Genomic DNA, 14941 nt, shown 5'->3' with positions numbered 1-14941 from the left:
TATCATCCATGATATAATAGAAGCAAACGGAGGACGGAAAATGGTAAAAGTACGATTGTATTTGGTACGTCATGGCAAGACCATGTTTAACACGATTGGTCGCGCGCAAGGTTGGAGCGATACTCCCTTAACAGCTGAAGGTGAGCGAGGGATTCAAGAATTAGGAATCGGTTTGCGAGAATCTGGTCTACAGTTTGAGCGCGCTTATTCCAGTGATTCTGGTCGCACTATTCAGACAATGGGAATTATCCTTGATGAACTTGGCTTGCAGGGAAAAATCCCTTATCGCATGGACAAGCGTATCAGAGAATGGTGTTTCGGTAGTTTTGACGGGGCTTACGATGGCGATCTTTTCATGGGCATTATTCCTCGTATCTTTAATGTGGATCACGTTCACCAATTGTCTTATGCTGAACTGGCTGAGGGTTTGGTAGAGGTCGATACAGCTGGTTGGGCTGAAGGATGGGAAAAACTTAGTGGCCGAATCAAGGAAGGTTTTGAAGCGATTGCCAAAGAAATGGAAGAACAAGGTGGGGGCAATGCCCTTGTCGTGAGCCACGGAATGACCATTGGAACCATTGTTTATCTGATCAATGGTATGCATCCACATGGTCTTGATAATGGTAGCGTGACGATCCTTGAATATGAGGACGGCCAGTTTAGCGTAGAAGTTGTCGGCGACCGTAGTTACCGAGAACTAGGACGGGAGAAGATGGAGGAAGCCTCTATTTAATACTCTTCGAAAATCTCTTTAAACCGCGTCAACGTCGTCTTGCCGTAGATATGGTTACTGACTTCGTCAGTTCTATCCACAACCTCAAAACAGTGTTTTGAGCTGACTTCGTCAGTCTTATCTACAACCTCAAAGCAGTGCTTTGAGCAACCTGCGGCTAGTTTCCTAGTTTGTTCTTTGAAGTATAATCAGTCTAGACTTGCTTGCTTTGAACTAGGGATTTGATAAGAATATCAAGATAAGAAAAACAGCCGAGGGTAATCCTTTCGGCTGTTTTTGATGGGGAAAACTAAAGTGTAATGCTATTGCTTTTAGAGATTTTCATAAACAAGAGCAAGGAACCTACTGTTAGAACAGTCAGGATAGTTGACAAGGCTGCGGCTACACCGTAATTCCCTCTGAGAACCTCTGTATAAATAGCTACAGTCATTGTTCTTGTTTTGACATTGTAGAGGAGGATAGAAGTAGAGAGCTCTGAAATCATTGTAACCCAAGATAGGATGGCTCCAGAAATAATACCAGATATCATCATCGGAGTTGTAATCTTGGCAAAGGTGTTGAGACGACTACTTCCTAAGCTCTCAGCGGCTTCTTCAATACTTGGTGCTATTTGTTGCAAGCTAGCAACAGATGAGCGAATAGTATACGGTAATCTTCTGACAGATAGAGACATGATCAAGATGAAAGCTGTCCCTGTAATCATAAGAAATCCACTTCCAAATAGGCCAGTATTGAAGGAAGAAATGAAGGCAATCCCTAGAACGGTTCCTGGTACAATATAAGGGACCATACTGAGGCTGTCAATTAAGTTTGTAAACAAATTCCGTTTTCTAACGGCTAGGTAGGAGATAAATGTTGCGAATAGGACAACTAGAACTAAGGCAATCAAAGGGATACGAATGGTATTGAAAATAGCAGATCCCATACGATTGAAAGCTACCTTGTAACTGTTTAGAGAATAACCTTTGACAAATACCATACCTGATGTTTTTAGGAAAGAGGTATAAATCAAGTAGATTTGAGGTAAAACAGAGATAAAGATAATTCCGTAGACTGTTGCATAAATGGCAGCCATTTTTCCTTTTGTAGTTTTTTTAGGCTCAATTGGATGGAGCGAATTCATGCTGAAACTGTAGCGGTTTGCAATGTGTTTTTGGATAAGGAAAATTGCCAAGGCAATGATAATCGCCATAATTGCTAAAGCAGATGCAAAAGCAGAATTTCCTCCAACCTCGCTAATAAATTGAGTATAAATCAAGACGGGGAAAGTCCGATATCCTTCACCAATCAACATAGGCGTTCCAAAGTCTGAGAATGCTCTCATAAATACAAGCAGGGCAGCAGCTAGTAAGGTTGGAACTAGGAGAGGCAAAACAACCGTTACGATACGCTTAAATCCGAAGGACCCCATGCTTTCAGCGGCTTCAAGTAGAGAATTGTCAATACTTTTCATTGTCCCAGCAACGTATAGAAATACCAGTGGGAATAGCTGCAGTGTAAAGACAAGTACAATTCCTTTGAATCCATAAATATCGATAGCTGGAAGATGAAGGGCATTTGTCAGAAATTTAGTGATGACCCCATTCCGTCCCAGCAAGAGAATCCAGGAGTAGGCTCCCACGAAAGGAGCTGACATGGAAGCAATGATAATCAATATTTGTAGAAATTTCTTCCCCTTGAAATCATACATGGAAAAGAGATAAGCTAATAGGGTTCCTACGACTAAGGAAGTGACAGTAGCGGTAATGGAAACCTTGAAACTGTTGACGAGTGTCTCAGAGTAGTAGGCTTTACTAAAGAAAGTGACGAAATTAGCTAGTGAGAATTGTCCTTCATGTATGAGTGCTTGCTTGAGCACGGTAACGATAGGATAAACTAGAAAGACGAGATAGGTAAGAAAGATGAAGAAAGAGGAGACTGTCCAAATATTTAGTTTTTTACGTTCCATGGTTGACTCCTTTTATCAGGTTTTGTGAACCATCTGCAGAAAAGACGTTTAATTTTTGAGTATTGATTCGTAGACGAATACGATCGCCTTTTTGTAGATCTTCTTCAAAAGTTGATTCTTCGCTAACTTGAATTTTTGAGGCAAACCCTGTTTCGATGAAGTATTCAGTATTCAGTCCAAGATAGACGCTATCGCTAATAATTCCTTCAATATCTCCAGATTCATCTTTGATAAACTCTTCAGGACGAATGCTTACATGAATAGCTTGTTCCTCAGCCTGATCAAGAGCTGGCATTCGAAGAGCATAGCCATCTGAAAAGACGATATAAGCGCCGTCGCTCCGTTTTTCAAGAGTGGCAGGGATAATATTTGTGCGTCCGATAAAGGTTGCTACAAACTCATTAGCTGGTTTATGATAGAGTTCTTTTGGTCGGCCGATTTGTTGGATGACTCCGTCTTTCATAACAGCAATTTGGTCTGAAATAGCCATAGCTTCTTCTTGGTCGTGGGTCACATAAACAGTTGTAATTCCCACTTCGTGTTGGATTTCTCGAATGGCTTGACGCATATCCAAGCGAAGTTTGGCATCTAGGTTACTAAGTGGCTCGTCCATGAGGAGAACACTTGGATTAACAGCTAAGGCACGTGCCAAGGCGACACGTTGTTGTTGTCCACCACTAAGTTTATCGGGCTTGCGATCCGCATATTGAGCAATTTGCATGAGTTCAAGATACTTGTTTGTCTGTTGGATCAATTCTTCTTTTGGAACCTTCTTTTGCTTGAGACCAAAAGCGACATTATCTCGGACAGTCAAATGTGGGAAAATAGCGTAGTTTTGGAAAACCATGCCAATATTGCGTTTGCTGGGTTCCATATTATTGATTTTTGTATCATCGAAGTAAAATTCTCCGCCTTCAATACTGTTGAAACCTGCAATCATACGAAGAAGAGTCGTTTTCCCACACCCTGAAGGTCCAAGAAGGGTAAAGAGACTTCCTTTTGGAATTGTAATGTTCAAATTCTCAATAACAGGGACATCGTGGTAGATTTTTTTGGCGTTAATAATTTTGATCTCACTCATAGTGAACCTCTTTTACTGTTTAGATTGGATATCTGTAAAGACTTCGTTGTATTTCTTAACAATATCTGATTTATTCTTGATGACATAATCATAATCTTCAGTGAGTGTTTTGATTTTGTCAATTGGTTTCATATTTTCGCTTGTTTTAGCATTTTTACGAACAGGACGGTTAGTAGTGGTTGTACCAAGTGTATCTTGTACTTCTTGAGAGATAATAAAATCGATAAATTTCTTGGCATTTTCCATATTTTTCGCTTTTTTAACGATAGCAGCACTAGCAGGTAGGAAGACGGTTCCTTCTTTTGGATAGACTACCTTGATATTAGCTCCGTCATTTAAGAGTTTAACTGCTGGATCTTCATAAGAGAGACCAACAGCCATTTCTCCGTCAGCGACTGCTTTATAGACACCAGATGAGCTTGATCCGATTTTACCATCAATAAGTGTGAAGAGATCTTTTACATAAGACCAGGCTTTATCGTCTTTGTAACCACCTTGAGCTTGTAGCATATTTGTTAATTGAGCAAAGGCGCTAGAAGAGTTTGCTGGGTCAGCAGTTGCAATTTTTCCTTTTAGTTCAGGTTTGAGAAGGTCGCTATATCCTTCGATGTTCATGCCTTTCGTTAAATCAGGATTGACGATTAAGACACTACCATCTAGTGTATAAGGTGTAGAGTAGCCAGTTGTGTTTTGATATTCTTTGATAACATTATCATTTTCTTTTGAAGTATAGTTTTCAAAGAGTTCTCCGTGGGTAGCATATTGTGTGTAAGAACCACCAAAGATAACATCGGCCACAGGAGCTTCTTTTTCTGATTCTAGTTTTTTGAAAAGTTCTCCAGTACCAGCTTGAATCAGTTCTACTTTGATACCATATTTTTCTTCAAAGGCAGGAATAGTTGCTCCAATTAAGCCCTCTGAGTTTGGTGAATAAACGACTAGCGAACCGCCGTCTCCTTTATCAGATGAACCGCCATCGGCAGATTCATTAGAAGAACAAGCAGCAAGACCAAAAAGAGCTAGTCCGCAAGCAGCATAATACATCCATTTCTTTTTCATGATGGATACCTCCGTTGTGTTATTTAAGTTTATTTTAAAACAATGTAAGCGTTTTTAAAACCGACAATTCTATTCTATTAGAGTAAAATTCTCTACAAAAAGAAGAATAGCTTATTTTACTATTCTTCCGAGTGATTTCAATTCCTTTGGGGAAATATGGAGATACTTTTTAAATACTTTGGCAAAATATTTATAGTCTGAAAATCCAACTTGGTCAGAAATGTCGCTTAGAGGGGAGTTGGGAGATTCAGCCATCTTATCTATAGCTTGTTTCAGACGATATTGTAAGATATATTCATTTAGAGTCATGGGGAAGTCTTCTTTGATAACCTTATATAGATAGCTTTCGCTATAGCTTAAAGCTTCAGCAATAGTCGCAATCGTAAAATGCTCTGCATAATGCTTGTGGACAAAGGAAATAATTTGCTGAATGATTTGGTTTTGTGTATCAACCTGTTGGATAGAGGTGAGTAAAGTTTGATATTCTTCTAAAAAAGGAGTTTCTTGATAGGTGCTACCTTGTAATCGCAAAACAATGTTTTGAAGACATTCTGTCAATTCCTTGGTATCAATTGGCTTGGATAAGAAATCAACTGCTCCGTATTGCATGGCTTTTTTGGCATTTTGAAAATCGTTATAACCTGATAAGATAACTTTTTCATAGGAGAGAGTACGAGTGGCTTCGAACATCATAAAAGCATCCATAATTGGCATTGTGATGTCTGTTAAGACAATATGAGGTTCTTTTTCTTGGATGAGTTTCATTCCCTCTTGACCGTGACTGGCAGTTCCTACGACTTGGATACCTAAGGCAGAGTAGTCTACGGCAATCTCTAGCCATTTTCGAATGAGGTGTTCATCTTCTACGATAATGAGCTTAAACATGAGTTAGTCCTTTCGTTATAAATTTGACCCAAGTTTCTCCATGGCGATTGACTCCTAAATCTAGCTGGACATCAGAAAAGAAATTGCTCAATCGTTTATAGCTGTTAACGATGCCATGCTGGGTATGAGGGCTTTCTAAAGAGTCTAAAATAGCGAGTCGCTCTTGTTTTGTGAGCCCTCCGGCATTATCCTTGACTAAAAAAGTCAGAGAATCTGCTTCCAAGGTAATTTGGATATCAATATGAAGATCAATACGGTATTGCATCCCATATTTTATAGCATTTTCTACGAGAGGAAGCAAGAAAAGTTTAGGAATAGGCTGATTATCAACAGTTTCTGGGCAGACAATATCATAGGAAAAGTGCTCGAAACGAATCTTATGAATCATAAGGTAATCCTCTATAATCTTTAAATCCTGACAAATGGTTGTTTCTTTTTCTAAATCGGTGATACTGTAGCGAAGAATGCGCGTGAGGTTTTGAATCAGGTCTTGTGTGAGAGCAGCATCCATTAAAGAAGTGATTTTAATCGTCTCAAGTGTATTGTAGAGAAAATGAGGATTGAACTGAGCTTCCAGCATTTTTCTTTCAAAAATCCACTTTTCTTTTTCTATGGTCAACATTTTTTGATGAAGTTGATCTAATTCGTACAACATATTGTTGATTTTTTCTGCCATAAACTCAAACTCATCACCTGTTTGTAGAGAAAGCCTTTTTTCTACTTGTTTAGGAATTTCTTGAAGTTGGTAAACTAAGCTTTCAATAGGAACAGCGTTGTGTGTAGCAATCTTATGAGCAATTCGCCTTGCTTGCCAGAAGTAGAGGAAGAATATACATAAGGTGAGAATGGAGGCTAGGCCGAGTAAGCTAGGAATGGGAAAAAAGGATTGAAAAGTATAGATTGAAAAAATAGCACCGACTTTTTCTTTTTGAACAATAAGCGGTTCATTCGCATACCAGTGGGTGCGAGAGTGTAGGAGTTTTTCATCAAATTTTTCAAGAGTGGAACGAGTAAACTGATTTGTATTGTTGGAAAACATATTTCCAAAGTTATCGGTAATGATGTATTTAGAATTTATCATTGGGAAACTTGAGATGAAATCATTCTCATTTACGAAAGCAATAGTATAGGCCTTAACTCGTTGGTTTTGAAGTAGTGGTTTGATAAAGAGTGTGTAATGTTGCTTATCTGAAGAGAGTGCAATTTTTTCTGTAACTTTATCTTGAGAAGGATTTTGAATGAGCAGTTTTAGATAGTAGGGAGATAAAATACTTTCTTGATGATTGCGATTGGTACTGAATAGTAATTCACCTGTATCGCTTAGGATAATGAGGTCAGAACTAAGTTTTAATTTAGCTTTTGTCTCGTAAAATAAGCTAAAGACTTCTCTCTCTGTGTGTTTGCCGTCCAAAAATCCAGGAATCATTTTATAGTTCATAGTAGTCAGGAGCTCATTATTTGCTTCTTTCATCTCTTGAACTTGTTTGACAATCTGTTTAGTATCTTTAGAGAGTTGTTGTTTTTGTAAAAAATAGGAAAAACCAAAAAGTAAAATAAGTAGTAAAAGAGAGGTCACAAAGGCTGCGATAGAGCTTCGATGGAGAATTTCTTTTTGGAGAGATTTTTTAAAGGAATGAGACATCCGCTACCTCCTTGGAAGGGTTTTCTGTTATAAGTATAGCAGTTTAAAAATTCTAGAGCAAGGTAAAATAGAAAAGGTTTGGCTAAAATTTTTTAGCTAAACCTTTTGAAAAGTTAAGTATGTATTATAGATGCTTGTTATCTGCAAATAGCTAGAGCATTTCAGGGAGATAAACTAGAAATAGCAATTAATATGATGGTTCAGAAATACCTTTTGATAATCAATGAGATCTTCAGGATGAAGTGCGCCAACTCCATCCATTTCATATTTCCGATTTAATAAACGATATTTGTTTTCACCAAATTGATGAAAAGGTAGTAGTTGAACTTGGTCGATATTTAATGAGTTAAATAGAGTAGCGAATTCTTCTGCATCCTCTAAACTATTATTAAAATCAGGAATAACTGGGATTCTTAAAACGATAGTTTTCTTTTGAGAAAAAGCATAATGAATGTTTTTAATAATCATTTGATTAAAAACCCCGGTCACTTTTTTATGTTTTATAGAATTATAATGTTTTAGGTCTGTGTAGATAAAATCCACATATTGGATTAAATCAATAAATTTTTCATGATCAACAAAGGCAGTAGTTTCAATGGCAGTGTGTATGTGATGTTCTTTAGCTGACTTTAAGATGGCTTTAGCAAATTCAAACTGAGCAAATATTTCACCTCCTGATAAGGTTAAACCTCCACCGGATTCTTCGTAAAATTCTTTGTCTTTTAATACCTCTGTAATAATTTCTTCTACAGTCTTTTCTTCACCGACTAAGGTAAATTTCTCTCGTTGAGCATCTTTCATTTTCTCAGGTTTCATTCTTTGAGATTCAGGATTAGAACACCATGGACAGCGCAGAGGACATCCTTTTAAAAAAACAGTTGTACGAATACCCGGGCCGTCATGAATTGAAAAGTGTTGAATATTAAAAATAATTCCTTTAGATATTTCCATAAGAGTTCCTCCTCTTCATAAGTCTATCCTATCACAAAAACGAAAGAAAAACAATTACGAACGAAAGTTTAATTTGTTGTTTTTTGCTTTTTATTTTGGTAGAATAAAACGGAGGTGTAAAATGAAAAGATTGGAACAAATTATTAAATTAGTATCAGAATATGAAAAGATTGATGTTAATACATTATCGGAAAAATTAAATGTATCGAAAGTAACGATTAGAAAAGATTTAGATAAATTAGAGTCAAAAGGCTTATTACACAGAGAGCATGGATATGCTGTGTTAAATAGTGGAGATGACTTAAATGTACGCTTGTCAATTAATTATGAAATTAAGAGAAAAATTGTTCAAGAAGCAGTAAAATTGGTATCAGATAATGAAACAATAATGATAGAATCTGGTTCAACCTGTGCTTTACTTGCTGAGGAAATTTGCAAGCAAAAAAGAAATGTCACTATTGTAACAAATTCATTTTTTATAGCAAATTTTGTAAGAGGTTATGATTCATGTCGTGTTATTGTTCTTGGTGGAGAGTTTCAGAAAGATTCACAGGTTACCGTAGGACCTTTATTAAAAGAAATGATACAGACTTTTCATGTGCGTCAAGCTTTTGTTGGGACAGATGGCTACGATAAAGAGATGGGTTTTACAGGAAAAGATTTAATGCGCAGTGAGGTAGTTCAATATATTTCAGCAGCGTCGGATAAAGTCATTGTGCTAACTGACTCAAGTAAATTTGATAAAAGGGGTACAGTAAGAAGATTTGCTTTAAGTCAAGTCTATGAAGTAATAACAGACGAAAAACTTTCTAAACAAAATATAGCTACATTAGAAAATGCTGGGATAATGGTTAAGGTAGTTTCGTAAGAGGTTAAGTGTATGAATCAAGATAGGAATAAACTGCTCTCTAAAATTGCTTATCTGTATTATATTGAAAACTTAAATCAGTCACAAATAGCAGCAAAATTAGGAATTTATAGAACCTCTATTAGTAGAATGTTAACAGAAGCAAGGAATGCAGGAATTGTTAAAATTGAAATAGAGAATTTTGATACCAATATGTTTAAGTTGGAAAATTATGTAAAAGAAAAATATGGTCTGGAAAGTTTGGAAATTATTCCAAATGAATTTGATGATAATCCAATAATTTTATCTGAAAGAATTTCTCAAGTTGCAGCAGGTGTCCTTAGGAATTTAATTGATGATAATATGAAAATTGGCTTTTCTTGGGGGAAAAGTTTAAGTAATTTAGTAGATTTAATCCACAGCAAAAGTGTCCGAAATGTTCACTTCTATCCTCTAGCAGGTGGTCCTAGTCACATACACGCTAAATACCATGTGAATACACTGATCTATGAAATGTCTAGAAAATTTCATGGAGAGTGTACATTTATGAATGCAACGATTGTGCAAGAGAATAAATTGTTAGCAGATGGTATTTTGCAATCAAGATATTTTGAAGATTTGAAAAATAGTTGGAAAGATTTAGATATAGCTGTGGTTGGGATTGGTGATTTTAGTAATAAAGGAAAACATCAATGGTTAGACATGCTTACAGAGGATGACTTTAAAGAATTAACCAAAGTTAAAACTGTAGGGGAAATTTGTTGTCGATTCTTTGATTCAAAAGGTAAAGAAGTTTATGAGAACTTACAGGAAAGAACGATAGCAATCTCTTTGGAAGATTTAAAAAATATTCCTCAAAGTTTAGCTGTTGCTTATGGTGATACGAAAGTATCTGCGATTCTTTCTGTCTTGCGTGCTAATCTAGTAAATCATCTGATTACAGATAAAAATACAATTTTAAAAGTTTTGGAAGAAGATGGGGATCTGACTTTTAGAGAGATTCTATGTGAGTGAAAATGATAGACTGATTCAGTTTATCGTTTTTTTTTTAATCGATTGCACATTTGTGCTTATATAAATAAAAATAGTTTATTTGTTGATTTTTAGATTGACAAGTTTATTATGTAGTTGTATTCTATAGTTACAAAAGAAAATTTTAAAATTTCAAATGAAAAAAGCTTTTTACATAGTGAAATGAGGAGGAATTTATGGAAATTATTGTTCCAGATCAAATTATCATGGGTTTAATTTTATATGCTGGCGATGCGAAACAACATATTTATAAAGCGTTAGATTATATAAAAAACGGTACATGTGAACGATGTGAAGAAGAAATCCAGTTAGCTGATGCAGCCTTATTAGAAGCCCATAATCTACAAACAAAATTCTTGGCACAGGAAGCGTCTGGTACAAAGACAGAAATTACAGCTCTCTTTGTTCATTCACAAGATCATCTCATGACTAGTATGACGGAGATTAATTTAATCAAAGAAATTATTAGTTTGAGAAAAGAACTTCATAAAAAATAATACTAGAGTATTATCATTGTTATTAACATAGAGGAGGAAAATATAATGGTGAAGATTGGTTTGTTTTGTGCAGCAGGCTTTTCTACTGGTATGCTTGTAAATAATATGAAAATTGCAGCGCAATCTAGTGGAGTTGAGGCAGAAATAGAGGCGTTTTCTCAGTCTAAATTAGCGGATTATGCCCCAAATCTAGATGTTGCACTGTTGGGGCCTCAAGTTGCTTATACATTAGATAAATCAAAAGAAATTTGTGATAAGTGTGATGTTCCGATAGCTGTTATTCCGATGATGGACTATGGTATGTTAGATGGGAAAAAAGTATTAGATTTGGCCCTATCTTTGATTAATGGGTAAGAAAAGGAGTTTTATTATGGCAAAGATGGATGTTCAGAAAATCATTGCACCAATGATGAAATTTGTGAATATGCGTGGCATTATAGCTCTAAAAGATGGTATGTTAGCAATTTTGCCATTGACAGTAGTTGGTAGTTTATTCTTGATTATGGGACAATTGCCATTTGAAGGATTAAACAAGAGCATTGCTAGTGTATTTGGAGCAAATTGGACAGAGCCGTTTATGCAAGTCTATTCAGGAACTTTTGCGATTATGGGTCTAATTTCTTGTTTTTCAATTGCCTATTCTTATGCTAAGAATAGCGGAGTAGAGGCTTTGCCAGCTGGGGTTCTATCTGTATCTGCATTCTTTATTTTGCTAAGATCATCTTATATCCCTAAACAAGGTGAGGCAATTGGGGATGCTATTAGTAAAGTTTGGTTTGGAGGTCAAGGAATTATCGGTGCTATCATTATAGGTTTGGTAGTAGGAAGTATTTATACCTTCTTTATAAAGAGAAAAATTGTTATTAAGATGCCAGAACAAGTTCCACAAGCTATTGCGAAACAGTTTGAAGCAATGATTCCAGCATTTGTAATTTTCTTACTTTCTATGATTGTATATATTTTAGCGAGCTCATTGACTAATGGCGGAACATTCATAGAAATGATTTATTCTGCTATTCAAGTTCCATTGCAAGGTTTAACTGGATCTTTGTATGGTGCAATTGGAATTGCATTCTTTATATCATTTTTGTGGTGGTTTGGTGTTCATGGACAATCGGTAGTAAATGGAGTAGTGACAGCTCTGCTTTTATCTAATCTTGATGCTAATAAAGCTATGTTAGCCTCTGGGAATCTATCATTAGAAAATGGTGCACATATTGTTACTCAACAATTTTTAGATTCATTTTTAATTCTATCTGGTTCAGGGATTACGTTTGGACTTGTAGTTGCGATGCTTTTTGCATCAAAATCTAAACAGTACCAAGCGTTAGGGAAAGTAGCAGCTTTTCCAGCAATATTTAACGTAAATGAGCCAGTTGTATTTGGATTTCCGATTGTCATGAATCCAGTTATGTTTGTACCTTTCATTCTTGTTCCTGTACTTGCAGCTGTTATAGTATATGGAGCTATTGCAACAGGTTTCATGCAGCCATTTTCAGGAGTTACATTACCTTGGAGCACCCCGGCTATTATATCAGGATTTATGGTTGGTGGATGGCAAGGAGTTATTACTCAGCTGGTGATATTAGCGATGTCTACATTAGTTTATTTCCCATTCTTTAAAGTACAGGATCGTTTAGCTTATCAGAATGAAGCATGATAATTCTAAAAAACATTTGTGTATTATCATTAAACACACACATTTGTGCTAAAAATTAGAGAGTTAAAGTTTTTCTAGTTAAAAGCTTGAAATTTTCTAAAAAACCAGGTATTATATTTTCGAAAGAAACAAAAATATTTTCGAAAGAAAGGTGCTTATTATGGTAAATAAAGAAGTAGCAAGAACGACAATCAAGACAGAATATTTTGGTAGCCTTACTGAAAGGATGAACAAATATCGAGAAGATGTTTTAAATAAAAAACCTTATATTGATGCTGAGAGAGCGGTTCTAGCAACACGCGCTTATGATCGATATAAGGAACAACCTAATGTCCTAAAACGCGCCTATATGCTGAAAGAAATTTTGGAAAATATGACTATCTATATCGAAGAAGAATCTATGATTGCGGGAAATCAAGCTTCTTCCAATAAAGATGCTCCTATTTTTCCAGAATATACGCTAGAATTTGTTCTCAATGAGTTGGATCTTTTTGAAAAGCGTGATGGAGATGTTTTCTATATTACTGAAGAAACAAAAGAACAACTTAGAAGTATTGCTCCGTTTTGGGAAAATAATAATTTACGTGCTAGAGCTGGTGCCTTGTTACCTGAAGAAGTGTCTGTTTATATGGAAACAGGATTCTTCGGTATGGAAGGTAAGATGAATTCTGGAGATGCTCACTTAGCAGTTAACTATCAGAAACTGTTGCAATTTGGTTTAAGAGGTTTTGAAGAGCGAGCTCGCAAAGCGAAAGCAGCTCTAGATTTAACAGATCCAGCAAGTATTGATAAATATCATTTTTACGACTCTATATTTATCGTAATCGATGCTATTAAAGTATATGCAAATCGCTTTGTTGCTCTTGCTAAAAATTTAGCCGAAAATGCAAATCCTAAACGTAAGAAAGAATTACTTGAGATTGCAGATATTTGCTCTAGAGTCCCATATGAACCGGCAACTACTTTTGCAGAAGCTATTCAATCAGTTTGGTTTATTCAATGTATTTTACAAATTGAATCTAATGGCCACTCTCTTTCATATGGTCGTTTTGATCAATATATGTATCCATATATGAAGGCTGATTTAGAAAGTGGTAAAGAAACAGAAGATAGCATTGTTGAACGTCTGACAAATCTTTGGATTAAGACAATTACAATTAATAAGGTTCGCAGTCAAGCACATACATTTTCTTCAGCAGGAAGTCCTTTATATCAAAATGTTACAATTGGTGGACAGACTCGAGATAAGAAGGATGCTGTTAACCCATTATCTTATTTGGTATTAAAATCAGTTGCACAAACCCATCTACCGCAACCTAATCTAACTGTACGTTACCATGCAGGTTTAGATGCTCGTTTCATGAATGAGTGTATTGAAGTGATGAAACTTGGTTTTGGTATGCCTGCATTTAATAATGATGAGATTATTATTCCTTCTTTTATTGCAAAAGGAGTATTGGAAGATGATGCTTATGATTACAGTGCTATTGGATGTGTTGAAACGGCAGTTCCAGGGAAATGGGGCTATCGTTGCACAGGTATGAGTTATATGAACTTCCCTAAGGTTCTACTTATCACGATGAATGATGGAATTGATCCGGCTTCGGGTAAACGGTTTGCACCAAGCTTTGGTCATTTTAAGGATATGAAGAACTTTTCTGAATTAGAAAATGCTTGGGATAAAACACTAAGATATTTGACACGAATGAGTGTTATTGTTGAAAATTCTATTGATTTATCATTGGAACGAGAAGTTCCTGATATTCTATGTTCAGCATTGACTGATGATTGTATTGGTCGTGGAAAACACCTTAAAGAAGGTGGAGCAGTATATGATTATATATCAGGTTTGCAAGTTGGAATTGCAAATTTGTCGGATTCATTAGCTGCAATTAAAAAATTGGTATTTGAGGAAGAACGTATAAGCCCAAGTCAGCTTTGGCATGCATTGGAAACAGATTATGCTGGAGAAGAAGGTAAGGTCATTCAAGAAATGTTGATTAATGATGCACCTAAGTACGGTAATGATGATGATTATGCTGACAAATTGGTTACTGCTGCTTATGACATTTATGTTGATGAAATTGCTAAATATCCTAATACACGTTATGGAAGAGGACCTATTGGCGGAATTCGTTATTCAGGAACATCTTCTATCTCAGCCAACGTAGGTCAGGGACGTGGAACATTAGCAACTCCAGATGGACGCAACGCGGGTACACCGTTAGCAGAGGGTTGTTCACCATCACATAATATGGATCAACACGGTCCTACATCTGTTTTAAAATCTGTTTCAAAATTACCAACAGATGAAATTGTAGGTGGGGTTCTCTTAAATCAGAAAGTAAACCCTCAAACGTTAGCCAAAGAAGAAGATAAATTAAAACTCATTGCTTTGTTACGAACATTCTTTAATCGTTTACATGGGTACCATATTCAATACAATGTTGTTTCCAGAGAGACGTTGATTGACGCTCAGAAACATCCTGAAAAACACAGAGATTTAATTGTTCGTGTTGCAGGATACTCTGCATTCTTCAATGTTCTTTCTAAGGCAACCCAAGATGATATTATAGGACGTACAGAGCATACTTTGTAAAATAAAG

At 36.0% G+C, this 14941-nt stretch carries 13 protein-coding genes; 7 read left to right on the top strand and 6 right to left on the bottom strand.

Annotated elements, in window-relative coordinates; all coding sequences use genetic code 11:
* Nucleotides 1-40: 40 nt before the first annotated feature.
* Nucleotides 41-733, top strand: a complete 693-nt coding sequence (locus tag ACLV7Q_RS09205; protein ID WP_000241548.1) for a histidine phosphatase family protein — start codon at nt 41-43, stop codon at nt 731-733.
* A 289-nt stretch (nt 734-1022) separates the two neighbouring features.
* On the opposite strand, the gene ACLV7Q_RS09200 is transcribed toward ACLV7Q_RS09205, so the two are convergent.
* From ACLV7Q_RS09200 to ACLV7Q_RS09175, 6 genes are all read right to left on the bottom strand, one after another.
* Nucleotides 1023-2681 carry an ABC transporter permease gene (locus tag ACLV7Q_RS09200; RefSeq protein ID WP_218757289.1) on the bottom strand — a complete coding sequence of 553 codons (1659 nt, stop codon included), beginning with the start codon at nt 2679-2681 and terminating at the stop codon, nt 1023-1025.
* A complete protein-coding gene (locus ACLV7Q_RS09195; protein ID WP_050142599.1) occupies nt 2671-3762 on the bottom strand; it encodes an ABC transporter ATP-binding protein in 1092 nt (363 codons plus the stop codon). The genes ACLV7Q_RS09200 and ACLV7Q_RS09195 overlap by 11 nt, the downstream gene beginning before the upstream one ends.
* A gap of 12 nt (nt 3763-3774) precedes the next feature.
* Entirely contained in the window at nt 3775-4821 is a 1047-nt protein-coding gene (locus ACLV7Q_RS09190) for an ABC transporter substrate-binding protein (RefSeq protein WP_000731166.1), read from the bottom strand.
* Between the two features lie 111 nt (nt 4822-4932).
* Nucleotides 4933-5706, bottom strand: a complete 774-nt coding sequence (locus tag ACLV7Q_RS09185) for a response regulator transcription factor (protein ID WP_173253140.1) — start codon at nt 5704-5706, stop codon at nt 4933-4935.
* Nucleotides 5699-7348, bottom strand: a complete 1650-nt coding sequence (locus tag ACLV7Q_RS09180) for a sensor histidine kinase (RefSeq protein ID WP_218757290.1) — start codon at nt 7346-7348, stop codon at nt 5699-5701. Before ACLV7Q_RS09180 ends, ACLV7Q_RS09185 begins: the two co-directional genes overlap by 8 nt.
* A gap of 174 nt (nt 7349-7522) precedes the next feature.
* Nucleotides 7523-8299: a glycyl-radical enzyme activating protein gene (locus ACLV7Q_RS09175; protein WP_000406168.1), complete on the bottom strand. Its 777-nt coding sequence runs from the start codon at nt 8297-8299 to the stop codon at nt 7523-7525.
* 121 nt (nt 8300-8420) lie between these two features.
* On the opposite strand from ACLV7Q_RS09175, the gene ACLV7Q_RS09170 reads away from it, so the two are divergent.
* The 6 genes from ACLV7Q_RS09170 (at nt 8421) to ACLV7Q_RS09145 (ending at nt 14934) form a co-directional block, all read left to right on the top strand.
* On the top strand, nt 8421-9167 hold the full coding sequence (locus ACLV7Q_RS09170; protein ID WP_000824973.1) for a DeoR/GlpR family DNA-binding transcription regulator: 747 nt from the start codon (nt 8421-8423) through the stop codon (nt 9165-9167).
* Between the two features lie 12 nt (nt 9168-9179).
* Nucleotides 9180-10160, top strand: a complete 981-nt coding sequence (locus ACLV7Q_RS09165) for a sugar-binding transcriptional regulator (RefSeq protein WP_218757291.1) — start codon at nt 9180-9182, stop codon at nt 10158-10160.
* Nucleotides 10161-10354: 194 nt separating this feature from the next.
* Nucleotides 10355-10675 (top strand): PTS lactose/cellobiose transporter subunit IIA, encoded by a 321-nt coding sequence (locus ACLV7Q_RS09160; protein ID WP_000402908.1) that lies wholly within the window; start codon nt 10355-10357, stop codon nt 10673-10675.
* A 45-nt stretch (nt 10676-10720) separates the two neighbouring features.
* Entirely contained in the window at nt 10721-11029 is a 309-nt protein-coding gene (locus ACLV7Q_RS09155; RefSeq protein ID WP_218757292.1) for a PTS sugar transporter subunit IIB, read from the top strand.
* 16 nt (nt 11030-11045) lie between these two features.
* Complete coding sequence (locus ACLV7Q_RS09150; RefSeq protein ID WP_001096819.1) at nt 11046-12335, top strand: PTS sugar transporter subunit IIC; 1290 nt, start codon at nt 11046-11048, stop codon at nt 12333-12335.
* Nucleotides 12336-12495: 160 nt separating this feature from the next.
* Nucleotides 12496-14934 (top strand): glycyl radical protein, encoded by a 2439-nt coding sequence (locus ACLV7Q_RS09145; protein ID WP_218757293.1) that lies wholly within the window; start codon nt 12496-12498, stop codon nt 14932-14934.
* The last annotated feature ends 7 nt before the right edge of the window (nt 14935-14941 follow it).

It is taken from the genome of Streptococcus mitis, from assembly GCF_965111725.1.
GTDB lineage: Bacteria > Bacillota > Bacilli > Lactobacillales > Streptococcaceae > Streptococcus > Streptococcus mitis_DV.
This window is presented reverse-complemented; position numbering and strand designations above follow the sequence as displayed.

What these genes read in the sequence shown, in the direction of transcription:
- ACLV7Q_RS09205 (WP_000241548.1), top strand. Translation starts at nt 41, where the DNA reads ATGGTAAAAGTACGATTGTATTTGGTACGTCATGGCAAGACCATGTTT.
- ACLV7Q_RS09200 (WP_218757289.1), bottom strand. Translation starts at nt 2,681, where the DNA reads ATGGAACGTAAAAAACTAAATATTTGGACAGTCTCCTCTTTCTTCATC.
- ACLV7Q_RS09195 (WP_050142599.1), bottom strand. Translation starts at nt 3,762, where the DNA reads ATGAGTGAGATCAAAATTATTAACGCCAAAAAAATCTACCACGATGTC.
- ACLV7Q_RS09190 (WP_000731166.1), bottom strand. Translation starts at nt 4,821, where the DNA reads ATGAAAAAGAAATGGATGTATTATGCTGCTTGCGGACTAGCTCTTTTT.
- ACLV7Q_RS09185 (WP_173253140.1), bottom strand. Translation starts at nt 5,706, where the DNA reads ATGTTTAAGCTCATTATCGTAGAAGATGAACACCTCATTCGAAAATGG.
- ACLV7Q_RS09180 (WP_218757290.1), bottom strand. Translation starts at nt 7,348, where the DNA reads ATGTCTCATTCCTTTAAAAAATCTCTCCAAAAAGAAATTCTCCATCGA.
- ACLV7Q_RS09175 (WP_000406168.1), bottom strand. Translation starts at nt 8,299, where the DNA reads ATGGAAATATCTAAAGGAATTATTTTTAATATTCAACACTTTTCAATT.
- ACLV7Q_RS09170 (WP_000824973.1), top strand. Translation starts at nt 8,421, where the DNA reads ATGAAAAGATTGGAACAAATTATTAAATTAGTATCAGAATATGAAAAG.
- ACLV7Q_RS09165 (WP_218757291.1), top strand. Translation starts at nt 9,180, where the DNA reads ATGAATCAAGATAGGAATAAACTGCTCTCTAAAATTGCTTATCTGTAT.
- ACLV7Q_RS09160 (WP_000402908.1), top strand. Translation starts at nt 10,355, where the DNA reads ATGGAAATTATTGTTCCAGATCAAATTATCATGGGTTTAATTTTATAT.
- ACLV7Q_RS09155 (WP_218757292.1), top strand. Translation starts at nt 10,721, where the DNA reads ATGGTGAAGATTGGTTTGTTTTGTGCAGCAGGCTTTTCTACTGGTATG.
- ACLV7Q_RS09150 (WP_001096819.1), top strand. Translation starts at nt 11,046, where the DNA reads ATGGCAAAGATGGATGTTCAGAAAATCATTGCACCAATGATGAAATTT.
- ACLV7Q_RS09145 (WP_218757293.1), top strand. Translation starts at nt 12,496, where the DNA reads ATGGTAAATAAAGAAGTAGCAAGAACGACAATCAAGACAGAATATTTT.